This window comes from Flagellimonas sp. S3867 (assembly GCF_014698935.1).
In the GTDB taxonomy this organism is placed as follows: domain Bacteria; phylum Bacteroidota; class Bacteroidia; order Flavobacteriales; family Flavobacteriaceae; genus Flagellimonas.
Map to the genome: position 1 here is coordinate 687,869 of NZ_JACVMN010000001.1, position 24,321 is coordinate 712,189.

The 24,321-nt window shown below is 43.1% G+C and carries 15 protein-coding genes; 11 read left to right on the forward strand and 4 right to left on the reverse strand.

Features of this window, described 5'->3' with window-relative positions:
* Window positions 1-15 precede the first annotated feature (15 nt).
* Window positions 16-789: a hypothetical protein gene (locus IAG46_RS03095; protein WP_190808853.1), complete on the forward strand. Its 774-nt coding sequence runs from the start codon at window positions 16-18 to the stop codon at window positions 787-789.
* A 77-nt stretch (window positions 790-866) separates the two neighbouring features.
* Entirely contained in the window at window positions 867-1,385 is a 519-nt protein-coding gene (locus tag IAG46_RS03100; RefSeq protein ID WP_190808854.1) for a hypothetical protein, read from the forward strand.
* Between the two features lie 3 nt (window positions 1,386-1,388).
* Here IAG46_RS03100 and IAG46_RS03105 read toward each other — a convergent pair whose 3' ends face one another.
* Entirely contained in the window at window positions 1,389-2,303 is a 915-nt protein-coding gene (locus IAG46_RS03105) for a patatin family protein (RefSeq protein WP_190808855.1), read from the reverse strand.
* The gene (locus IAG46_RS03110) at window positions 2,300-4,315 is read right to left on the reverse strand and encodes a M1 family metallopeptidase (RefSeq protein WP_368668162.1); all 2,016 of its coding nucleotides are present in this window, start codon (window positions 4,313-4,315) and stop codon (window positions 2,300-2,302) included. Before IAG46_RS03110 ends, IAG46_RS03105 begins: the two co-directional genes overlap by 4 nt.
* Window positions 4,316-4,430: 115 nt before the next feature.
* On the opposite strand from IAG46_RS03110, the gene recG reads away from it, so the two are divergent.
* On the forward strand, window positions 4,431-6,536 hold the full coding sequence (gene recG / locus IAG46_RS03115) for an ATP-dependent DNA helicase RecG (protein ID WP_190808857.1): 2,106 nt from the start codon (window positions 4,431-4,433) through the stop codon (window positions 6,534-6,536).
* Window positions 6,537-6,584: 48 nt separating this feature from the next.
* Here recG and IAG46_RS03120 read toward each other — a convergent pair whose 3' ends face one another.
* Window positions 6,585-7,697 (reverse strand): DUF2911 domain-containing protein, encoded by a 1,113-nt coding sequence (locus tag IAG46_RS03120; RefSeq protein ID WP_190808858.1) that lies wholly within the window; start codon window positions 7,695-7,697, stop codon window positions 6,585-6,587.
* 421 nt (window positions 7,698-8,118) lie between these two features.
* Here IAG46_RS03120 and leuC point away from each other — a divergent pair, with 421 nt between their 5' ends.
* From leuC to IAG46_RS03160, 8 genes are all read left to right on the forward strand, one after another.
* Window positions 8,119-9,528, forward strand: coding sequence for a 3-isopropylmalate dehydratase large subunit (leuC, locus tag IAG46_RS03125; RefSeq protein WP_190808859.1), 1,410 nt, complete (start codon window positions 8,119-8,121; stop codon window positions 9,526-9,528).
* 84 nt (window positions 9,529-9,612) lie between these two features.
* Window positions 9,613-10,209, forward strand: a complete 597-nt coding sequence (gene leuD, locus IAG46_RS03130; RefSeq protein ID WP_190808860.1) for a 3-isopropylmalate dehydratase small subunit — start codon at window positions 9,613-9,615, stop codon at window positions 10,207-10,209.
* Between the two features lie 205 nt (window positions 10,210-10,414).
* Window positions 10,415-11,932 (forward strand): alpha-isopropylmalate synthase regulatory domain-containing protein, encoded by a 1,518-nt coding sequence (locus IAG46_RS03135; protein WP_190808861.1) that lies wholly within the window; start codon window positions 10,415-10,417, stop codon window positions 11,930-11,932.
* Between the two features lie 184 nt (window positions 11,933-12,116).
* The gene (leuB, locus tag IAG46_RS03140; RefSeq protein ID WP_190808862.1) at window positions 12,117-13,172 is read left to right on the forward strand and encodes a 3-isopropylmalate dehydrogenase; all 1,056 of its coding nucleotides are present in this window, start codon (window positions 12,117-12,119) and stop codon (window positions 13,170-13,172) included.
* Between the two features lie 1,374 nt (window positions 13,173-14,546).
* A complete protein-coding gene (locus tag IAG46_RS03145; protein ID WP_190808863.1) occupies window positions 14,547-15,305 on the forward strand; it encodes an outer membrane beta-barrel protein in 759 nt (252 codons plus the stop codon).
* Between the two features lie 63 nt (window positions 15,306-15,368).
* Entirely contained in the window at window positions 15,369-17,666 is a 2,298-nt protein-coding gene (locus IAG46_RS03150) for a carboxypeptidase-like regulatory domain-containing protein (RefSeq protein ID WP_190808864.1), read from the forward strand.
* Window positions 17,667-18,620: 954 nt separating this feature from the next.
* Complete coding sequence (locus IAG46_RS03155; protein ID WP_190808865.1) at window positions 18,621-20,651, forward strand: IPT/TIG domain-containing protein; 2,031 nt, start codon at window positions 18,621-18,623, stop codon at window positions 20,649-20,651.
* Between the two features lie 460 nt (window positions 20,652-21,111).
* Window positions 21,112-22,434 carry a putative metal-binding motif-containing protein gene (locus IAG46_RS03160; protein WP_223826563.1) on the forward strand — a complete coding sequence of 441 codons (1,323 nt, stop codon included), beginning with the start codon at window positions 21,112-21,114 and terminating at the stop codon, window positions 22,432-22,434.
* Window positions 22,435-22,630: 196 nt separating this feature from the next.
* Here IAG46_RS03160 and IAG46_RS03165 read toward each other — a convergent pair whose 3' ends face one another.
* Window positions 22,631-24,220, reverse strand: a complete 1,590-nt coding sequence (locus tag IAG46_RS03165) for an NADP-dependent glyceraldehyde-3-phosphate dehydrogenase (RefSeq protein WP_190808867.1) — start codon at window positions 24,218-24,220, stop codon at window positions 22,631-22,633.
* Window positions 24,221-24,321: the final 101 nt, after the last annotated feature.

Sequence of the window (24,321 nt, forward strand, 5' to 3'; positions counted from 1 at the left end):
AAATAATGCTTACTTATGAAAAAACATTTACCCATTATCTTATGCCTATTATTTACAACTGTAGGTTTCGCACAGAAAAAAAGTGAACTCTTTGCCCAAATTGAGGAGTTAAAAACCAATATTCAAGATGTTGAGCAGCAGTTGGCAAAGAAGAAACGGGAAGTTTCATCGAGCAACGCCAAAGCGGAAACCCTGGAAATTGAAAATGTAAGCTTACGCGATGCCAATGCAACATTGCTTAAAAATCTGAGCAGCTTTTCTGAACTTTCCAAAAAGAACAGCGAAAACATAAACAAAACCTTGGCCGCACTGGAACGTAAGGAAAAACAATTGAGTGTTCTCAACGAAATGATCGCTTCTGATGATTCTACCGCCATTGTATTATTGTCCAGAGTGAAACAAACATTGGGGGAAGGTGCAAATGCCGATGTCAGTGATGGCGCAATTGTAATTTCGAATAGTCTTACCAAATTATTTGGTTCTGACACTTCCTCTGATTTAACCGATGAAGGCAAAACTTGGTTGGCCAATGTGGCCAAAGTCCTTATAGCAAACCCTGCGCTCAAAACCCAAATTGAGGGACTCAACATTACCGGAGATTTTGGTGTCACTCTAGATCAGGCGGCATCTGTTTCCAAAGAATTGATGGGGACTTTAAAAGTTGCTGCAGATGTATTGAATGTTTCGGTTAGGGACGGGAATTTTAAAGAAGGAATTGTCATTAAGATGCAACCAGACCATAAAGGTTTCTACGATCGAGCCAAAGAGCGTTTGACCAAGGGGCAATAAGTATAATATTTTTGCTTTATACTTTTTAAACCTTTCGTCCGTTCTAGTTTTTATAAAATCCAAAAACAAACTATCCTATGAGTGGAGATGATATCTTTCAACTTTTCGGCTTTCTATTGCCTGCTGTTGTAACCGGGGCTGTTGCCTTTTACTTTTTTAGATTGCATACCCGAAATGAAGAGGGCAGAAGACGTTTTCTGCTACACAAAGATTCTCAAAAGGACACCCTTCCAATCCGTTTACAAGCTTATGAAAGAATGGTACTCTTTTTAGAACGTATTTCCATCAATAGCTTAGTGGTCAGGGTAGCACCGAAGGGAAAAAACAAAGGTGATTATGAAAATCTACTCATAAAACAGGTGGAAACCGAATTTGAACACAATCTCTCTCAACAAGTCTACATGTCGGAAGAATGCTGGAACATTATAAAAGCTGCTAAAAATGCTACTATCCAGATTATTCGTTCTGCGGGAATGAGCGAAACCGATTCGCCCGATAAATTGAGGGAAGACATTCTTAACCAAACCATGGAAAAACAATCACCTTCGTCTACCGCTTTGGCCTTTGTAAAAAAGGAAGTAAGCGAATTGTGGTAGTTCCTATTCCATGTGATCGGGATCTATGGGACTGGTCTCCTCATTTTTATTTTTAGCGTACAAATACCCTCTTTTCCACCATAGGGTCATTCGTTCTTTATTGAAAATCAAGGAATTTGTGGTCAGGATGGTTGGCGTATAATAGAAATTAATAATGGCATCTTTCTGATTTGCCACTAACTTTCCAATTCTAATATTCTGATTTTCTATGCGATCCAGCATAAAACTAAAAATGGTAGTCATTAACTCAAAAGGATTCCTGGCTGGCATTCTGTTAAGGTAATTCACTTCGGTATGCAACACCACCACATCGACTTCAGTTGCACCTCTTCTAACCGCTTCTTCGATAGGCACCAGACTACCCAATCCGCCATCCGCATATTCGCATCCATTGCGTTTTGCCAAGCTCATAAACGGGGTATAATTGGATGAAATCCAGATCCAGTCACAAAACTCCTCATAAGTGCAATCATTTATGGACTTATATTCCACCTGATTCAACGAAAGGTTGGAAACCGTTACCACAACATCGGTCTTGCCTTGTTTTAGGGTCTCAAACTCATTCGGAGTAACTGACCTTCGAATAAGTTTGCGCAGGTTCTCACTCTCACCAAAGGTCTTTTTCCCTTTGATAAAGTTCTTGACCACATTCCAATGGTTTATGGCTATTATTTCAACCCCATGTTTCTTTTTGATCAAAAAAGGGCAGTTATTGAAAATACTATTTTGGTTAACATTGGAATAAATCTCTTTGATTTTATCCAATTTGTTCAATGCCAAGTGAGAAATAAGCAAACTACCGGTTGAAGTTCCAACAAACATATCATATTCATGTTTTGCCTCCTGAATCAAGAACTGTGCTACCCCACCGGCAAAAGCTCCTTTACTACCACCTCCCGAAATGACCAATGCCCTCATTTGCCCAAAGTTTTATCTATATATTCTCGTTGTTCCAAACTAAGGGTCGGATATATACCCATGAGCCTTTCTTTATTTTCGTCTTCTTTTAAAAATTCTTTGAGCATTTTCCGACATGATTTTTTAAAATGCCAAACATGGTGGTTGCATGCCTTAATCAAGTTTTTAACCGTTTGATCGTCAAATGCTCCTATGCCTTTAAGATATTGGAAAGCCAATAGCCGTACTTCAAAATGATATGCAGAATCTGTATATCCGCTCAACTCTTTAAAATATTGTGGTTTTGAATCGGGGCTATATTCGGGAGTTACCAGGGCAAGGGTCAACCATAAAAGGCGTACATTTTTGTTGGGAAGGCCAACAATGTTTTTGGTAAGATCCAAATATTTTTCCCGCTCCATAGGAAAGCCCTGCCACAATTTAAAAAGAGCATTTTCTTGAGTCACATAACTGTTATCATTCAGTAAAGACTCGAAATCCGCTTTTAAAGTTTTTGAGACACGAGAAACGGAAATTGCCAATGCCTGACGCACGATGATATCTTCTCCTGAAATTATTTTGGACAGTACTTCATCTTGGATGTTATCTTCAAAGTCCAAAATCAACTGTCTTTTTAAATAAATGGATGTTGAATCATTCCAAAAACGCATTAACATATCCTCATCAATACTTTCTTCTTGTTTATAGGGCTCTAAAAGAAAGTATTGTGCAATGGAAGGGCATTTTTCGATAAGATATTTCTTGGCCACCGCAAATGGAAATTCGGATTCTTGCAACCATGTCTCTTCAAAATCCGTAAGCTTCATACCAGATGCTTTTTCTATTTCCCACATAAAATCAGCAATGGTGACATTTTTAAAGGCATATTTATGCAGATAATTTTTAACCCCCTGCCTAAAATTGCCATCACCTACTCTTTCTCTTAGCATCACCAAGGCCCAAGCTCCTTTTTCATAAAAGGTAAGGCTCCCGGCACTGGAATCTGTTAACGCTTCACCATTGCCCTCACCGGAAAAATTATCCAAAGCCCTTGCTGTTTCCAATAGATGCCAGTAGAAATAATCATCCCCAAAAATGTCTCTTTCGGCCAAATAGGCATAATAGGTTGCAAACCCTTCATGCAACCAATGGTGTTCTCCGCTTTGTTCCGTTACCTGGTTGCCAAACCATTGGTGTGCCATTTCATGGGCGTTCACATTAACATAATTCTTATCAACAAAAGCTGTGGAATCCACCACAAAGGTGTTGGAAAAAATGGTGGCTCCTGTATTTTCCATTCCGGCATACAAAAAATCTTGTACCGGTACCTGTTTGTAGTTTTGCCACGGGTATGGGACACCGATCTCGATTTCCAAGAAATCGAAAATTTCTTTGGAATAGCGATAGGTCGGCTCAACCTCTAAGCTGTCCTTGGGTTCGTAATATAATTCAATTGGGATTCCAGATGTCGATTTAAGTTGTTGCGCTTCAAAATTTCCTATAGCAAACCCCAATAAATAGCTGCTCATCGGTTTTTGCATGTCAAATTTCCATAGAGCACCTCCTTTGTGATTGCCAACAATCTTAGTACGTATACCATTGGCAATGACATTATCTTTTAGTGGATAAGAGATATTCATGTCAAATTCCACTTTTTCTGTCATATCATCAAAACTAGGTAGCCAATGGCTCGTATATTTTCCTTGGCCCTGGGTCCAAATTTGATTATTGTTCGGGTTATCATCCTCCCATCCTAAAAAGTAAACGGTTTGTTTGGGAAGAACTTGGTAGGTCAAAACAATCAAATGTTTGTCTCCTTTTTTAAATTTCTTTTGAATCGATATCCTTTTACCATCATTGTCATAATCAACTCTTTTCAAGTCCACTAAAACTGATGAAAAATCCATATTATGGGCATCAAAAAACACTGAGTCAACATCCTTTAAAACATTGAATTCATATTTGACCGTTCCATGAATCCTTTTTTCTTTTGGGATAGGTTCCACGAAAACTTCAGCACGAATAAAATCCACTTTATCCTGAATTTGAGCGCTTAAGAGTTGTAGAAAAAGAAAAAAAATAAGTGTAAGGCCAAGCTTCATACTGGGGATCTATCAAAAGTCCTTCCAAATTACATATTTTAGTTTGATGAATCCCAATTTTCTACAAACTCCAATCCCTTATCTCAAAGGTGTTGGCCCCAATCGGGCAGAAACTTTGCGTACGGAACTGGGAATAGAAACTTATCTGGATTTATTACATCTTTTCCCTAACCGATATCTGGACAAAACCCAATACTACAAAATCAACCAGCTGCAACCCAGTGGAGCCGATGTTCAAATCGTGGGTAAAATAGTTCATATTAAAACTGTTGAACAGAAAAGAGGGAAACGATTGGTTGCCAATTTTGTGGATGAAACCGGGCAAATGGAATTGGTTTGGTTTCGAGGACATAAATGGATTCGGGAAAATCTTAAATTGAACGAACCCTATGTAGTTTTTGGACGAACAGCCCGTTATGGCAGCACTTTTTCCATGCCCCATCCGGAAATGGAGTTAGTATCCGAGCATCAACAGGGTTTAAAGATTGCCATGCAGCCCATTTATCCATCCACGGAAAAATTAAGCGCAAAAGGGATTACCAACAGAGTCATCAGTAAAATGATGCAGCAATTGTTTTTGGAATGCAAAGGTCAATTTCCAGAGGCATTGTCTGCATCAATACTAGAAGAATTGCGATTAATCTCAAAAAGCGAAGCACTTTTTAATATCCATTTTCCCAAAAATCAGGAATTATTGGCCAAGGCACAGTTCCGATTGAAATTTGAAGAACTGTTTTTTGTGCAGTTGCAATTGATCTCCAAAAAAATGCTCCGCAAACATAAAATCAAAGGACTGCCCTTTGACCAGGTTGGTGATAATTTCAATGATTTTTTCAATAAGCACCTTCCTTTTGAGTTGACCAATGCCCAAAAAAAGGTGATCAAGGAAATTCGAAAAGACATGGGCAGTAACGCCCAAATGAACCGCTTGCTCCAAGGAGATGTTGGTTCCGGGAAAACCATAGTGGCCCTGATGTGTATACTGCTAGCCATCGATAACGAATTCCAGAGCTGTTTAATGGCCCCAACCGAGATATTAGCGCAACAGCACTATAATGGCTTAAAGGAATTATTAGGTAAGATGGATGTGAAAATCGCGCTTCTCACCGGCTCGACCAAAAAATCGGAACGTACCTTACTGCATAACCAATTGGAAAACGGAAATCTGAATATTTTGGTGGGAACCCATGCGGTTTTGGAAGACAAAGTGCAATTTAAAAACCTTGGTTTGGCCGTTATTGACGAGCAACATCGGTTTGGGGTCGCGCAGCGTTCAAAGCTTTGGAGAAAAAATGAGATTCCACCCCATATTTTGGTCATGACGGCAACCCCTATCCCGAGAACTTTGGCGATGAGCTTATATGGTGATTTGGATGCATCGGTAATTGATGAACTACCTCCTGGTCGTAAACCGATAAAAACAGTACTTCGATTCGATGGCAATCGATTAAAGGTTTTTCAATTCATTAAAGACGAAATCAAAAAGGGAAGACAGATATACATTGTTTACCCATTGATCAAAGAATCCGAAGCTTTGGATTATAAAGATCTAATGGATGGTTATGAAAGTATTGCTAGGGATTTTCCATTGCCAGAATATCAAGTTTCCATTGTACATGGCAAAATGAAACCTGCGGACAAGGATTACGAGATGGAACGCTTTGTAAAAGGAGAAACACAGATCATGGTTGCCACTACAGTGATTGAAGTTGGCGTAAATGTCCCAAATGCCTCGGTAATGATCATTGAAAGTGCAGAGCGGTTTGGTCTTTCACAACTACATCAGCTGCGCGGTCGTGTAGGAAGAGGTGCTGAGCAAAGTTTTTGTATTCTCATGACAAGTCATAAGTTATCTGAGGATGCCAAAATGAGACTTCAGACCATGGTGCGAACTAATGATGGTTTTGAAATTGCAGAAGTCGACTTAAAACTTCGCGGTCCGGGAGATTTAATGGGAACCCAACAAAGTGGTTTGCTCAATCTTAAGATTGCTGATATCGTAAAAGACAACCAGATTTTGAAGACAGCCCGATATTATGCCATTCAACTATTAAAAGAAGATCCTAAATTGGAGAGGGTTGAAAATACAGCTATCCTTTACGCTTATTCCAAAATGCTGAAACAATCGAATATCTGGAATTATATAAGTTAAAATGCCCAGCATAGCCGGGCATTTTTTTAATGAATTATATAGAAAAACCTAATTGATTGCTTCTCCTTTTTCTGCTTTTGCCAAATTGGCTGCAACCCTATCCTTGTTGGCTTGGGCTGGAGCATTTTCCATGGCAAGTTTTAAATGCTTCACTGTGGATTTGTTATCTCCCAAAGCAGAGTATCCTCTGGCCAAACCGTAATGTACAGGCCATGTTCCTTTGTTGTTTTTAGCATTCCATTTAAAAATCTCCAAGGCTTCATCATTCTTGCCTTGTCCAATAAGCTGTCTTCCATAACCATGCACTTGGAAAACGGTTCCTAATGGTAACGCCTCTTTCATCAAAGCCGCAGATTCAGCAGTCTTACCTTGTTTGGCTAAAATCTGTGACTTTATGCTAAGGTTGTTGAAGTTTTTTTGGCTAAAAAATTGTCCGGCGATAGCTGCATCCGCCCAAGCAAGTGCCTCATCCAAATCACCACCATTGTTTTGGGCATAATTGGCTGCTTGTTCCCAGCTCTGTCTACTAAACCCCGGAGTAGTTTGCAATTTCTGACGTATTTCTGCCATTACATTATTGGTCACGTCGGCCTCTACCTTAAAAGGAATTTGTTTTTTCTCCCAATTTAGCGAAGCTACAGCCGAAGTTGCATCTACATTGTCAAAGTTATAGGTAAGCTGTTCAACATGCGGAATTTCCGTTGTTTCAACATCTACGCGAAGTACATCTTCTTCAGGTTTGTAGAAATAACTCCCCCAAGCATCGTGATTCTTAGAGAAAATAACCGTTGCTGTATTATCTTCATTTACAATCATATGCAGGCCATACTTTCCGGCTGGTAAAGTTTTACCACCAATGGTCAAATCATCGGAGGTCTTAAAAATGGTGTTTTCATTGGCCCCTGCTCTCCAAGGAGATTCAGCGGCTGTACCAAATCCTAAATTGTTCATGCCGTAAGGAACCAAAGTACCCCACACTTCCCGATCATTTACACTAGGGCGCGAGTAAACAATGGTAACATCGGTAGTTCCAATTCGTTGGGAAACTTTTGCCATTTGGCTACCACGTGGTAAAAAGGTCAATTGTCCAAAAGAGCTGCTGGAAATTAGAAATACTGCAATCAGAATCATGGCCGAAATGGCCGAGTAACTTTTTTTCATTTGTTCGTTTTTGATGAGTTAATGAATAAACTTTTAGGTCGTCATCTAAAGTAGGCAGCCCGTTCTTTCGATTCCGTTACAGCAATGTTAAAAATGATGGAAACATGTTAAATTTCAAGGGATTGGTCCAATGTAGAATGTTGAATGAAACCAAACGTCAAAGCATTTTTAATAAAAAAAGTAAAGATGTATCGGGGAATGCCATTTTATGTTAAAAAAGATGAAAAACTAAATCGAACCTCCAATATTCCATCATTTGATAACAATGTCCTGACTTTTTGTTTTAAATGGTAAATACGCAAATTTTTTGGAGTGCTTCCCATCAAAACTTGTGTTGAACATCGTAATTTCCACACTAAATCTGTAAGCATTTTTTTTTCATATTCTAAATTTACCAGCTTATATATTATTGAATACAGTTATGAGTAAAACACTATTTGATAAGGTTTGGGATTCACATGTGGTACAGCGCATAGAAAATGGTCCTGACGTACTTTTTATTGATAGACATTTGGTCCACGAGGTAACAAGTCCAGTGGCTTTTCTCGGGTTAAAGAATAGAGGCATTAAAGTGCTCTACCCAGAACGTACATTTGCCACAGCCGATCATAATACACCAACGCGCAACCAGCATTTGCCTGTCAAGGATAAACTGTCCGCAAACCAATTGAAGGCGTTGGAAGAAAATTCCAATGCACATAACATCCCTTATTGGGGACTTGGGCATGAGAAAAATGGAATTGTCCACGTAATTGGCCCGGAAAATGGGATTACCGTTCCAGGCGCTACCATTGTTTGTGGTGATTCGCATACCTCTACCCATGGTGCTTTTGGTGCCATTGCCTTCGGAATTGGAACCAGTGAGGTCGAAATGGTGCTTTCTACACAGTGCATCATGCAACCAAAGCCCAAAAGCATGCGCATCAATGTAAATGGCACGCTAAACAAAGCCGTTACGCCAAAAGATGTTGCGCTTTTTATCATTTCCAAACTGACTACCTCTGGTGCTACAGGATATTTTGTGGAATATGCTGGTGATGTGTTCCGAAATATGTCCATGGAAGGTCGAATGACCGTGTGCAACCTAAGTATTGAGATGGGAGCACGTGGCGGCATGATCGCACCAGATGAAAAGACATTTGATTATATAGAAGGAAGAGAATACGCCCCAAAAGGCGCAGCATGGTATAAAGCCATGACCTATTGGGAAACGCTTTATTCTGAAGATGACGCCAGTTTTGATAAAGAGCTCACTTTTGAAGCTTCAGAGATTGAGCCCATGATCACCTATGGCACAAATCCAGGTATGGGTATGGGAATCAAAAATGATATCCCGCAAGCTGAAGCGGTTGAAGGTGGAGCGGCCACCTATAAAAAATCGTTGGCGTATATGGCCTTCAACGAAGGAGATGCCATGATCGGTAAACCTATCGATTTTGTATTCTTGGGAAGCTGCACCAATGGTCGAATTGAAGATTTTAGAGCTTTTGCCTCCATCATTAAAGGAAGAAGGAAGGCGGATAATGTCACAGCATGGTTGGTTCCAGGCTCACATCGCGTAGAAGAAGCGATAAAGAATGAAGGTATTTTGGACATTTTGCACCAGGCCGGTTTCGAATTAAGAGAACCCGGTTGTTCTGCATGTTTGGCTATGAACGATGATAAAATTCCAGCCGGAAAATATGCCGTGAGCACCTCCAATAGAAACTTTGAGGGCAGACAAGGACCGGGTTCCCGTACCCTTTTGGCAAGTCCCTTGGTTGCAGCCGCAGCCGCAGTGACCGGAAAAGTGACAGACCCACGGGAATTAATGGAAGACGTACTCGCGTAATTTTTAAACGGACTCAGCTATCCGTACTCAGAAAACTGACAACTGATAATTGCTAATTGTACACTGATAATTGAAAATTGAAAAATGGCTTACGATAAATTCAACATACTAAAAAGCTCAGCGGTTCCATTACCTATTGAAAATGTGGATACCGATCAGATCATTCCAGCACGATTCTTAAAAGCGACAGAGCGCAAAGGCTTTGGCGATAATTTATTCCGTGATTGGAGATATAACACAGACGACACCCCAAAAGAGCACTTTGTGCTCAACAACCCCATTTACAGTGGAAAAATTTTGGTGGGAGGCAAGAATTTTGGTTCCGGTTCGTCTCGGGAACATGCCGCTTGGGCTGTTTATGACTACGGATTCCGTTGTGTAGTGTCCAGTTTCTTTGCAGATATCTTTAGAGGCAACTGCTTAAATATTGGTGTACTTCCTGTTCAGGTAAGTGCTGAGTTTTTGGACAAGATTTTCAAGGCTATGGAAAATAATCCAAATTCCGAATTGGAAGTGAGCCTGCCCGAGCAGACCATCACCATATTGGAAACAGGAGAAAGTGAAAGCTTTGCCATAAACGATTATAAAAAAGAAAATATGCTCAACGGGTTTGACGATATCGATTTCTTATTGAATATCAAAAACAATATTGAAAAGTACGCAGAGAATACTCCGTTATAAAGTTTTTTTGTTTTCATCTTGATTTGTTAAATCTGTATCAGAAGAAATTCGAGTAATTAGTGAAATTCGTGTCAAAAAAGCTGTAAACCCCAAAAAAGATCCTCACCCTTTCAAGGGGGAGGTGTCCCGTATTTCGGGACGGAGGGGGTCAAAATGAGATATGAGTAGTTGCTAAAATTCATGTCATGCAATTAGAAATAGGAATATGAGCAAAAGGACTGTTGAAATCATGGATACCACCCTGCGGGATGGTGAACAGACCTCTGGGGTGTCTTTCTCAGCTTCGGAAAAGCTTACTCTGGCCAAATTGCTTTTGGAAGAGCTGAAGGTAGATCGCATTGAGATTGCCTCCGCCCGTGTTTCAGATGGTGAATTTGAAGCAGTAAAAAATATCACCGACTGGGCCAAAACCGAAGGTTTTCTTTCCAACGTCGAGGTATTGACCTTTGTAGATGGTGGTGTTTCGCTCGATTGGATGAAGCAATCAGGCGCCAGAGTGCAAAACTTATTGACCAAGGGTTCGTTAAACCATTTGACCCATCAGCTCAAGAAAACTCCTGCCCAACACTTTAAAGATATTGAAGTTGTGGTTTCAAAAGCTCGCGAACAGGGCATAGAAACCAACGTATATCTGGAAGATTGGAGCAATGGTATGCGAAATTCACCCGAATATGTATTCCAATATCTCGATTTTTTGGTCACATTGCCCATAAAACGGATTTTGCTCCCAGATACGCTCGGGGTGCTCACCCACCAAGAAACCTTTCAGTTTTTACACAAAATTGTTGAACGTTATCCCAACACACATTTCGATTTTCATGGGCATAACGACTATGATCTAAGCGTTGCCAATGTTATGGAAGCGCTCAAAGCAGGTGTTCACGGACTCCACTTGACCGTCAACGGTATGGGCGAACGAGCCGGTAACGCTCCACTTGCAAGTGTAGTCGCCGTTGTCAACGATTTTATGCCCGAAATTAGCATCGGAGTAAAAGAATCATCGCTCTTTAAAGTGAGTAAATTGGTCTCTGCTTTCACTGGTTTCAGCATTCCTATGAACAAACCCATTGTTGGAGATAATGTTTTTACACAAACTGCTGGAATACATGCAGATGGAGATAGTAAAAAGAATCTTTACTTTAATGATTTATTACCGGAACGTTTCGGCAGAAAACGCAAATACGCTCTCGGAAAAACCTCTGGCAAAGCCAACATCCAAAAGAACCTTCAAGAGCTGGGATTGACCTTGAATGATGAGGAGCTTAAAAAGGTCACCGAACGCATAATCGAGCTCGGAGATAAAAAAGAACGGGTTACCAAAGAAGACCTTCCTTATATCATTTCCGATGTATTGAATAGCGAACTGCATCAGCAACGTGTATTTGTAAAATCATACGTGCTCACCCATTCCAAAGGATTAAAGCCCTCCACTACCCTTTCCATTGAAATCGAAGGGAAATTGTACGAGGAAAACGCCCAGGGCGATGGACAGTTCGATGCCTTTATCAATGCGCTCAAAAAAGTATATCAAAAAGAAAAACGGGAATTGCCCAAATTAATCGACTATGCCGTACGAATTCCTCCTGGAAGTAACTCCGATGCCCTTTGTGAAACCATAATCACTTGGCAGACCAAGGACAAGGACTTCATCACCCGTGGATTGGATTCCGACCAGACGGTTTCCGCCATAAAAGCAACAGAAAAAATGCTAAACCTTGTTTAACAATGATCAATGTACAATTAACAATGAAAAATGAGTAGGCAGCAAACGTTCCCTGAGCGCAGTCGAAGGGAAATTATAAACAATGAACAATTTACGCCCCTTTTACCATTCACCCTTTTACCATTAACCCATAACCATTCACCTTTTACCCTTAACCATTTACCTTAACTGATAATTGAAAATAATGAAACTCAACATAGCTCTTTTAGCCGGAGACGGAATAGGTCCCGAAGTCATAGATCAAGCCGTAAAAGTATCCGACGCGGTCGCAAAAAAATTCAGCCATGAAATCAACTGGACACCAGCTTTAACAGGCGCCGCAGCCATAGATGCCGTGGGCGAACCATATCCCGATGAAACACACGAAGTGTGCGCCACTGCCGATGCCGTGCTGTTCGGAGCCATTGGCCATCCACGTTTTGACAACGACCCATCAGCCAAGGTGCGTCCAGAACAAGGCTTGTTGAAAATGCGTCAGAAATTGGGACTTTTTGCCAACGTACGTCCAACCTTCACCTTTCCATCCTTAATTGATAAATCTCCCTTGAAGCGCGAACGCATCGAAGGCACCGATTTGATAATCCTTCGTGAGCTTACCGGAGGGGTCTATTTTGGCGAACGCGGAAGAAAAGATGACGGCGATACCGCTTTTGACACCATGACCTACCAACGTTTTGAAATTCAGCGTTTGGCCAAAAAAGGTTTTGAAATGGCGCTAAAACGTGGTAAAAAACTCTGCTGTGTGGACAAGGCCAACGTGCTGGAAGCCTCAAGATTGTGGCGCGAGACCGTTCAGGCCATGGAAAAAGACTATCCCGAGGTTGAAGTGACCTACGAATTCGTTGATGCCGTGGCCATGCGACTGATCCAGTGGCCCAAAGGGTACGATGTGATCATCACTGCCAACCTTTTTGGCGATATCTTAACGGATGAAGCCTCCGTAATCTCTGGTTCTATGGGATTAATGCCCTCCTCCTCATTGGGAAGCGACGTGTCACTTTACGAACCCATCCACGGATCATATCCGCAGGCCGCAGGAAAAGACATTGCCAATCCGTTGGCGACGGTATTGTCCGCAGCCATGATGTTCGAAGATTTTAATTTAAAAGATGAGGCCGAAGCTATCCGATCAGTGGTGAACAAATCCTTGGCCGAAGGAATTGTAACCGAAGACCTCTCCGAAGGAGGAAAAGCCTACAAAACTAGCGAAGTTGGCGATTGGTTGGCCGCCAATATTTAAGGCTCCTTTCTCAGTGTAAGGAAAGATGTCGCGACATAGGAGGGACGGAAAGTGTGAGAGAAACAAAAAATCCCTTCCGTCTTGTGGCAAGCCACAATCCACCTTCCCTTAAAAAAGGAAGGAGCAATTGAGAACAACAACTAAACCATCAAAATAATACCGCCCTGTGCATTCGCATGGGGTTTTTGTTTTTCCGAATCAATATAAGTTCAAATCCAAAGCTCAAGTTCAATTTCATTTTCTATTTTCACTTCACAATCAACCCACTCTTCAACAAGCTTAGTGTGACATCCTTTTACCATTTACCCTTCACCTCAAAAAAATCCAAGTGCAAGCACAAATCCAATAATCCTACCATCCTTCTACAAGCTTAGTGTGACATCCTTTTACCATTTACCATTTACCTTTTACCTTTCACCCTTCACCCTTCACCCTTCACCCTTAACCCTTAACCCATAGTCCGAAGCTTTAGCGCAGGGAAACCTTCACCTCAAAAAAAACCAAGTGCAAACACAAATCCAATAATCCTACCATCCGACCATCTTTCAACAAGCTCAGGATGACATTGCTCACTGTTCATTGCTCATTGTCCACTGTTAACTGTCAATGCCACCCTTAACCCTTAACCCATAGTCCGAAGTTTTAGCGCAGGGCAACCTTCACATCAAAAAAATCCAAGTGCAAGTACAAATCCAATAATCCTACCATCCGACCATCTTTCAACAAGCTCAGGATGACATTGTTCACTGTTCATTGCTCATTGTCCACTGTTAACTGTCAACCCTACCCTTAACCCTTAACCCTTAACCCTTAACCCTTAACCCTTAACCCATAGTCCGAAGTTTTAGCGCAGGGCAACCTTCACCTCAAAAAAACCAAGTGCAAGCACAAATCCAATAATCCTACCATACGACCATCTTTCAACAAGCTCAGGATGACATTGCTCACTGTTCATTGCTCATTGTCCACTGTTAACTGTCAACCCCACCCTTAACCCTCTACCCATAGTCCGAAGCTTTAGCGTAGGGCAACCATCAACCCAAACCCCCCATCCGTCAATTGGGACCCCTTAACGCTTTGTTCCATTTCTACTTTTGATAATGATTGCCGTGCGCGCCATGGCGTCCAGAACCAAATAGCATGTTTAATCAATCTCAAAAATCAATCCTTCCTATCCTTGGGCCATACCATAAATAATTCAGGTTGTAATGAACCAAACCACAACAATAAACTGTTGGATGGCCGCAAATAACAATATAGTAAACCCAAATAGTAACCCTTTAAACATCATTTAAATATGAAGAAAAAAACCAATGTTATGAATCGAAACTGCTTTTCAAGCATCAGAACACACCTTAATTCCATATAAATGTTATGAAGCAATTACTCTATTTTACATCGTTCTTGTGCCTATTGGCATTTCCTTTCAAGGGGGCCGCACAAGGTTCGGATGCAGCTACAAACCCGGACAACTCCATTATACTTGGGGCCAGGGCCGGGGGTACTTTCAGCCAATTTACTCAGCCCGGCACGGTGATTTCCGGCAATATCGGCGCATTTGGCCGTTACCAGGCCCTGCCCTATTTGCAGGTACAGTTGGATCTGGGGTACGACACCTTCGGTGGGGGCCGAACTGACCTTAACCGTGAGCTTGCCCAACTGCCCGAGAGCGTGGAAGGCGTTCCCAGCGGATTGTTGACCCACCTGGAGTATCTGAACCGCCAAGTGTTCTTCCATTCCGCAAAGGGCCAGCTTTCCGCAAGGTTGTCACTGCCCGAGCTCAATGGAGCCGCCATGCAACCACAACTGATCGTGGGGGTAAACGGAGCCTATATTTTTCGGGCACGGGAAAACCGTGATCAGTATATGGTCTTCGAGGACGGCTCGCGCATTATCCTTTCCAACGATTGGGAAGAAGTGGGCGCCGACTACACCAGCGTGAATGTGGGTGCACATTTTGGCCTTGGGCTCGACTTTAACCTGCAAAACGGCGAAACCTTCTCCGTGGAGTTCACCTACGATCGCGGTTTTACCGATCTGAACGACATTCAATTTGGCCAGCCCGAAAATATTGAGGTGCTACGCATCCATAGGTTCGGTATTGGCTTTACCTATACCATTTTACACTTTTAAGTTATGAACAAGATGATTAATAAACAGAAACCCATTTTCAATCCATTTAAAAACCCGAATACAATGAAAAACAGAAACATTTTATCCACCCTGTTCGTGGTACTTGCCTGCGGGGTATTTGTGAGCTCCTGTAACGATGACTTCAGCGAAGGAGACTTACTGGACCACCAACGAGACCAGGCCGAAAAGATCGCCGCTGAACAAGCTGCCAAAGAGGCCGCCGAAAAAGCCGAAGAAGAGGCGGCCGCAGCTGCTAACGCCGCTGCGCTTGCAGCCGCAGGCGTGGCATTGGACTATACCGTGACAGCACATTCCGACGACGTGCCCGTAGCAGGTGCGACCATTACCCTAACCAATGCCAGCGATGGCTCTACCAATACCGCAACAACCGATGCCAACGGTAATGCCGCATTTGTGGACATTGCATTGGGCGGACATGTGGTCGCCATCAATTCCGATGACCATTTAAACATTTCTTATATTGTTGACTTTGGCCGTGCCACTGAAAATGTTCACTTTGAGCGGGTCAACGATAACATTGTCCCCATTGAGACCTCCGAGGCCTCCAAGGTAGAGCTCATGTCACTTACCGGTACCCAAACTGCCACTATTAAAGGTAATGTTGAAATCGAGACCGATCTTACCAATAATCTGCCCGAAGTGCCACAGAACATCACTGTACGTGCCAATTTTGATGATAGCTTCAACGCTTCGCACTCTACCGTGGAAGATAGCAGCTTTTCCAATGAAACATCCATTTATGTTCTTGGCTCTTTCTCCTTTACCGAAGGTGACATAGGCGTGGCCACGGTGGACAATGCCACCGGAGCGTACAGCATGGTGGTGCCAGCCACCGAAGAAGGTACCGATATAGATCTGCTGCTCCCCTTGGTAGAGGCAGACCAGACCATGGCCTGGACCATGGAAAACGGCGAGGACGTTGGCTTTAACCTAGGTGTACAGCCCGCCCTTTTTGGAACGGACATTGTCGCCACTGGCACTCCGGACGTAAATGGGGCACAAGCAGTTTTCCCGGAACCTCCACCTGCTGGCCGTGGCTTTGCCATGAACAACTTCCAGCCCATGTACCGTGGGGTTTTGGAAGGAGAGTTTGATTCCAGCATAGACGATTTTCCTTTGGAAGATGACTTTAACTACCTAAGATTTAGGGGCAATCCCGGATCGGACGATTTTCAGTTGACACCGGTAATCACCGTTAGCGAGTCCGACAACCCCATACAAGCAGGCGATACCGCCTTAATCGAAGCCTGGATGGACTGGGAGTTTGACACCTATGAAATAACATCTGAAGGGGAATATGCCTCGCAATCCAACGTGGATGTTATTCTGGATATAACGGATGATAATGGGAATGTAACCCCAATCCCAATTACCACAATGGTTACCTCTTTTACAGGAAGATTGACTCCCGGAGAATATAACTTCAATCTTGGAGTTTTATTTACACCCTATGTGGTTACCGCTTTCAATATTAGGTTGGAACCACAAGGCGGTGTTACCACCCCTGCAACGGTTGGCAGCGTAAAATACAGTGGAGAAATTAGACAATTTGAGATTTTAAACTCTGGCGATGGTTATAACAGTATACCTACCATTACCGTGGGCCCAGAGGGTAGCCCTAGCACCCCAGCCAGTTTAGAAATTACAGATATGGCCTTCCAATACCAATTTGATCTGGACAATAGCGGGGTGACCAGTGGCTATGTGGTACGTCCCAATATTGGTTATGAGTACAACAGTACCCCCGGCACCATAGAGACCGCCTCGGCCATTGATGTATTTCAATTGGACGATGATGGTCAAGTTGTAACCAGTCCGGCTCCGGAAGGTTTTTTTGCCCTGGAGCTGATTTTAAGAGTGGACAATGGCAATTTGGTATTTGATGATGACAATGCCCTCGGCACCACCGATATTGAAGGTGCCCGCACCAGCGTGTACTCCTATACAACACCAAAAGGTTTGGTTGTAGAACCGGAACATGAGCAGGCTACAGGTATTGCCGTATTGGATAACGGAACAGGCGAGGTCACCGGTTTGGCTGTTACCAATACCGGATCGGGCTATACCGAGCAATTTGATGTAAGTATAGAGAGCCTTCTGCCTTCCTCTGGTTCTGGAGCGCTCTTTGAGCTTTCCGGTTTTACCACTGATCCCGCTACAGGAGAGGTAAGTTGGAACGGAACGGCCATAAAATTAGCAGATGGCTCAGGCTATACCAGTAGTGTCAACATTGGCCAAGAAGGTTTTTCGGGTGCAACTTCGGTTAGCGTTAGAAACGGCGAGACCAAGGTGATCAACTTTAACTACGGTACCGGTGATCGTGTAAATGATATTGATTAAAGTTTACCACACCCATTTGATGTGGATACTTGCGGGAAGAGGGGCTCTATATGGGTCCCTTTTCTTTTTTAAAATAAGAAGATGTGGGTATAGAGGTGTTAGAATTTAGATATGAGTATTGGGAGATTGGATTGTTAGAATGTTGGATGCTGAGTACTCACTACTGACTACCGACCACTGAATACTGAAAAAATAAAAGCTCCTTTCCCGTACCCTGAGCAAAGCCAAAGGGACAAAAAGGTTTAGAAATAGGGCATGAGGATTGAGAAACTAGAATTGAGAAGTTGGATTGTGGGATGTTAGAAGTCGGATACAAGATTTGAGAAATTCGTGTAATTCGTATCAAACAGAAACCAATGTCACACTGAGCAATGTCACACTGAGCCTGTCGAAGTATCGAAGGGAAGGGAAGGGAAAAATATCCCGAAGGAACGGAAAGGGTTAGAAATAGGACATAAGGATTGAGAAACTAGAATTGAGAAGTTGGATTGTGGGATGTTAGAAGTCGGATACAAGATTTGAGAAATTCGTGTAATTCGTATCAAACAGAAACCAATGTCACACTGAGCAATGTCACACTGAGCCTGTCGAAGTATCGAAGGGAAGGGAAGGTAAAAATGTCCCGAAGGGACGGAAAGGGTTAGAAATAGGACATAAGGATTGAGAAACTAGAATTGAGAAGTTGGATGCAAGATTTGAGAAATTCGTGTAATTCATATCAAACAGAAACCAATGTCACCCTTAGCTGTCACACTGAGCCTGTCGAAATGCTATCGAAGTGTCTTCCTTGCAAAGGGTTTTTGATTATTGGAGTTTGGAGTTTGACAAAAAAGCTCCTCACCCTCCACCTTTCAACCTCCATCCATCAATCCAAAAACACCATCCATATATTCAACCCCACTGCCCATTCACATAAGTTGTTCATTTATATGAATTTAACAAACCTTCTTAGTTATGAAAAAATTACAGTACCCATTACTTATCCTATTTGGAATAATCTTGATCACCTGCGGAAAGGACGACGGTCCCGAGTCGCCAAAGCCCGCGACCATTGCAAGCTTTTCACCCACTGAGGGCGAAGTGGGCGCCCAAGTGACCATTACCGGAACCAATTTTGGCGCCACGGCCAGCGACAATGTGATAAAGTTCAACGGCACCACGGCCGCCGTGAGCAGCGCAACGGCCACCACTTTGGTCACCACTGTGCCCCAGGGCGCCACCACCGGAAAGATCAGCGTTGCCGTGGGAACACAGACCGCCGTATCTAGCAGCGGTAACTTTACCGTTGCAGAGCCGCAACCCGAATCGCCCACCATTGCAAGCTTTTCACCCACCGAGGGTGAAGTGGGCGCCCAAGTGACCATTACCGGAACCAATTTTAGTGCCACTGCGGCCGATAATACCGTAAAGTTCAACGGTACCAGCGCCACGGTGAGTACCGCTTCCACCACTAGTTTAAAAGTCGCCGTGCCCGAGGGTGCCACCACCGGAAAGATCAGTGTGGCGGTCGGTGGCAAAACCGCCACAAGCGGTACCGATTTTACCGTGATCGTGCCAGAGCCAGAACCCACGATCGCAAGCTTTTCACCTGCCGAGGGCGAAGTCGGCACCCAAGTGACCATAACAGGCACCAACTTTAACACTACACTAAGTGAAAATACCGTACAATTTAATGGTACCGACGCTACCGTAAGCACTGCTACAGCCACCAGCTTAACCGTTACCGTGCCCGAGGGCGCCACTACCGGAAAGATCAGTGTTACCGTAGGTGAAAATACCGCAACCAGCACGGACGACTTTACCGTATTGGAACCTATGGTCTCCATAACCAGCTTTTCACCCACCGAAGGTGAAGTGGGCACCGAAGTGACCATTACCGGTGAAAACTTTAGCGCTACAGCTAGCGAGAACATGGTTCACTTTAACGGGGTGGCCGCCACGGTAAGCAATGCCACGGCCACCAGCTTAACAGTTACTGTGCCCGAGGGCGCCACTACCGGGGCCATAAGGATCACCGTAAACGGCCAACAGGCCACCAGCGGCCAAAACTTTACCGTTACCCTTAGCCCTTGGCGACAATTGGAAAATATTGATGTTAGCCAGATGGAAGGTTCAATTAACGGAGTTGCCCACACAATTGATGATATTATTTATTTTGGCTTAGGTTTTCGTAATGCTTCCAGCATACTCTTTACAGATGAATTCTGGGCTTACAATGTTGTTTCAGGTAATTTGCAGAAAAAGAAAAGTTATCCTGGCACACCTCTTACCGCTGATGCAATCAGTTTTGCTATTGATGGGATTATTTATGTGGCCGGTGGTCACAATACGAACGAAAATGGCTCATATTTTGGATCTTGCTATAAATATGACCCTGTTACCAACAACTGGACCGCTTTGGCCAATCTTCCAAGGGTTGTTAGTTCATCTTTTTCTTTTTCCATCAACGGTATGGGGTACTCACTTGGTGGAAGAAACCTTAATGGTTCTTTAGATGAATTAATGCAGTTTGATCCCCAAACCGAACAATGGAGTATTATTGGAAATTACCCAGAATTTAGAAAAAGAGTTGGTCTTTCGTTGGTCATTGATGGCAAGGCCTATCTGTTTATGGGACATGACCCAAGCGGCGATGACTATCCCGCAGAAATGTTCATTTTTGATCCGGCCGATAATTCCCTTACCCATAAACCCAACATTGGCCCTACCATTGGTAAAAGTAGGCCTACCGGTTTTGTGATCGGCGATAAGGCCTATTTGGGGCTGGGTGGTGAAGGTTATAGTGTCCCCAATGCTGGGGCTTTGGATTGGTGGGAATACACCCCGGCCACCGATACCTGGGTACAAAAGACTAACTTTCTGGGAACCAAAAGATACGGTGCTTTCGGAGCTACAGTAAACGGCAAGGGCTATGTGGGCTTTGGTACCGTTGCTGGCCCATCCAAAAAAGATATATGGGAGTACACCCCCGAGAATGATCAGTAGTTAGTTTAATTTTTAGGTTTTATCTAATTGTAATTAGGGTCGCTATGCGGCCCTAATTATTTTGTTTAAACAAGATTGTTCTTTACTCTTTTAAGGTGAAGTGTCCCAAAGGGACGTAGGGGGCGAAAATGAGATGTGGGTATTACGATGATACGCAAGACCTTATTGGATTGTTGGATGCTCAATGTCACACAGAGCAATGTCATCCGTAGTAGTGTTTGCCTTTCACCCTTCACCTCTAAAAAGCTCAAACCCAAAGTTCAAATGCAAAACAGCTAACCCATGACTTCTGACTTCTGAAAACTGACTACCGATTACTGACAACTAAAATCCCATCCATCAATCCAAAACGCCCATCCGTCAATTGACATGATTTGATAGCTAATCTCCCTCCTAATTTCGCCAACATAACCCTTAAAAATTCAATTTTATGAAAACCTCTAATTTTCTAAACAAGCTAATGTTTCTAGGCCTTGTTACTTTTTCTATGTCCTGTAGTAAGGATGATGGCTGCACGCAGCAAACATTTTATCTTGACAATGACAAAGATGGCTTCGGGCAAACTACAAAAACCAAAATGGCCTGCGAAAAACCCGCTGGGTATGCTGAAAAAAGTGGTGATACCGATGACGGCAACACATTGGATTTTCCCGGTTGCAACGAAATTACTTTCTATTTTGACAAGGATGACGACGGTTATGGAAATCCCAACGCAACAGAAATCGGGTGTATTGATGCACCTGACGGTTTTGTGGCCCAAGGTGGTGACTGTGACGATGAGGATGATCAAATCAATCCTGGAGTAAAGATCACCTATTATGAAGACATGGACGAAGATGGATTTGGCGTGGAAGACAAGACCATTCAAGTATCCATCTGCGACCCAGCGCCTGAAAAGTACACCGATAGGGACACTGGCTTTGACTGTGACGACAACAATAAAGATGTAAACCCAGATAGTCCGTTCAGATATTATGAAGATGCTGACGGGGACGGCTACGGAAACCCGATTATTTCCATTCAAGCTTTGGGATGCAGGGATGATGTGGTCGGTTATGTGGTAAACGCTGATGATTGTGACGACACAGACCCTAATATCAATCCAGAAAGCGATGAAATCGCCGGTGACGGTATTGACAATAACTGCGATGACATTTCAGGATTTATTTGGGATGGCCCAACTATCGAATTCAACAAAGCGGCCAATGTAGATTGGACACTTGCCGAAAACCAAGATGAACTTACCAAAAAAGTCACCTTTACACGTCAAAATACGGGTCCCATGTACAATTTTGAATGGTGGCAAACGGAATTTAAAGCTGATGCCGTGCATGTTAACAGTTCTGACTCTGACCTTCATGCCGACTTCTGGGATAACGAGAATTCCACCGACAGGGATTTTAAATTCTCCGGTGGCACCAAAGGTGTTCGGTGGGCACTTTTAGATAGCACAGGAGGTGACCTAACCAATGAGGGATGGGCAACCTATCCTTATGCCACTCTGGGCAATCCGGAAGGCTTTTACAGCTTTCATAATGTTGTTTCCATTATTACAGCGCTCGAAGATGGTTTTGTGGTAGATGGCGTGGTAGATGATTTCAACATTTCACTGTCTGGATTCCCAGATTTTGACGATGTGGATTACGAAGACCTTATTGGCAAAAAACTCGGTGTTTGGTTGGTGGAAGATGATATTTACCTGACCCTAACCTTTACCGAATGGGCCTCTGGCCAGCAAGGAGGTGGTGCATTTACTTACACCCGCTCCACACCCAACAATTAATAGTTCAGTTTAGTTAGTTTTTCAATTTCCATTAGTGTTCTTCCCTTTCTCCAAAAGCCCCGGGGTTCTCCCGGGGTTTTTTATTGTATTATGACCACAACTCTTCACCCCGTCACCCCGAACTTGTTTCAGGGTCACACAAAATTACACTCAAACAGAAGAGATGCCGAAACCAGTTGGACATGAAAAATATTCTTTACAAAATATAATCCGTGCTTAAAAAGTTGCTCACTTTGGCTTCCAACAATTGCTCAATGGTTTCGTTGTTTAAATCATTGTCCTTAAAGGCCACAAAAGTCCTAATAGAAAAGGATCTAAGCGCATCATGCACGCTCAAGGTAGATTGTGCAGAATCTTTTCTCCCTGTAAATGGGTACACATCCGGTCCACGTTGGCAGGAACTGTTCAAATTCACACGACACACCAAATTGGCAAGCGTATCGATAAGCGGCGACAGGGTGTATACGTCTTTTCCAAATAAACTTACCTGTTGCCCATAGTTCGATGCCGCCATATCATCTAACGGCTCTTCAATATCTTTAAAGGACACCACCGGAATAATGGGACCAAATTGTTCTTCTTCATATACTCGCATGTCTTTAGAGACCGGATATAAAACCGCTGGCCAGATATAATTTTCCGCTATCTTCCCTCCATTTTTATTCTGGACTTTGGCACCCTTGTCCTTGGCATCATCCAAGAGTTCTTGGATGTAAGCAGGTTTTCCAGGTTCGGGAAGTGGAGTCAATTGAGCCCCATCATCCCAAGGGTTTCCAAATTTTAAAGCATCAACTGCAGTTGAGAAGCGTTTTAGGAATTCTGCCTTAACATCCTCGTGTACATAAATCACCTTTAATGCGGTACAACGTTGTCCATTGAAAGACAAGGTTCCTGAAATACATTCTTTGATGGTCAAATCCAAATCGGCATCGGGAAGAATGATCGCGGGGTTCTTCGCTTCCAATCCCAACACCAATCGAAGTCGATTACTTTTTGGATGTTGGTCTTGCAATGCATTGGCCGATTTACTGTTCCCAATCAAAGCTAGCACATCAACTTTTCCGGTTTTCATGATTGGAGCGGCCACTGCCCTTCCCCTACCGAACAAAATGTTCACTACTCCCTTCGGGAAACTACTTTGGAATGCCTCCAAAAGTGGCGTGATCAACAGCACTCCATGTTTAGCAGGCTTGAAAATTGCCGTGTTACCCATGATCAAGGCAGGAATCAACAAGGCGAACGTCTCGTTCAATGGGTAGTTATAAGGCCCCAAGCACAATACCACTCCTAAAGGTCCTCTGCGGATATGGGCATACACCCCATCGTGCTTTTGAAATTTGGCAGAATTACGGTCCAACTGTTTATAGTCCTCAATGGTATCATAAATGTACTCCACGGTACGGTCGAACTCCTTTCCGGAATCTGGAAGGGATTTTCCTATTTCCCACATCAACAGTTTCACGACCTCCTCGCGCTTCTCCTCCATTTTTTTCACGAAAGATTCCATGCATTCGATACGGTCTTTAACTTTCATTGTGGGCCAAACGCCCTGGCCTTGTGCATAAGCACTTGTCGCCGCATCCAAAGCCTCCATGGCTTCGGGTTCTCCCATATCGGGAATGCTTCCCAAAATGGTATGGGCATATTCCGCAGTTGATGATATGGTAGAGATAACTTCGGAGTTTTTACCGTTCCATTCCTTTAATTCACCATTGACCAAATAGGTTTTTTGATGGATTTGTGATGCAATTTGAAATTCTTCTGGTATTGCATTATGTGTCTGCATAACCTTGTTTTTTTAGGTAGTAATTCATTTGGCAGAGCCAAATACAGCGCAAAGCTAACACAAAAAACACTGAAACTCCCTTTATTTACAAAGGTTTACCT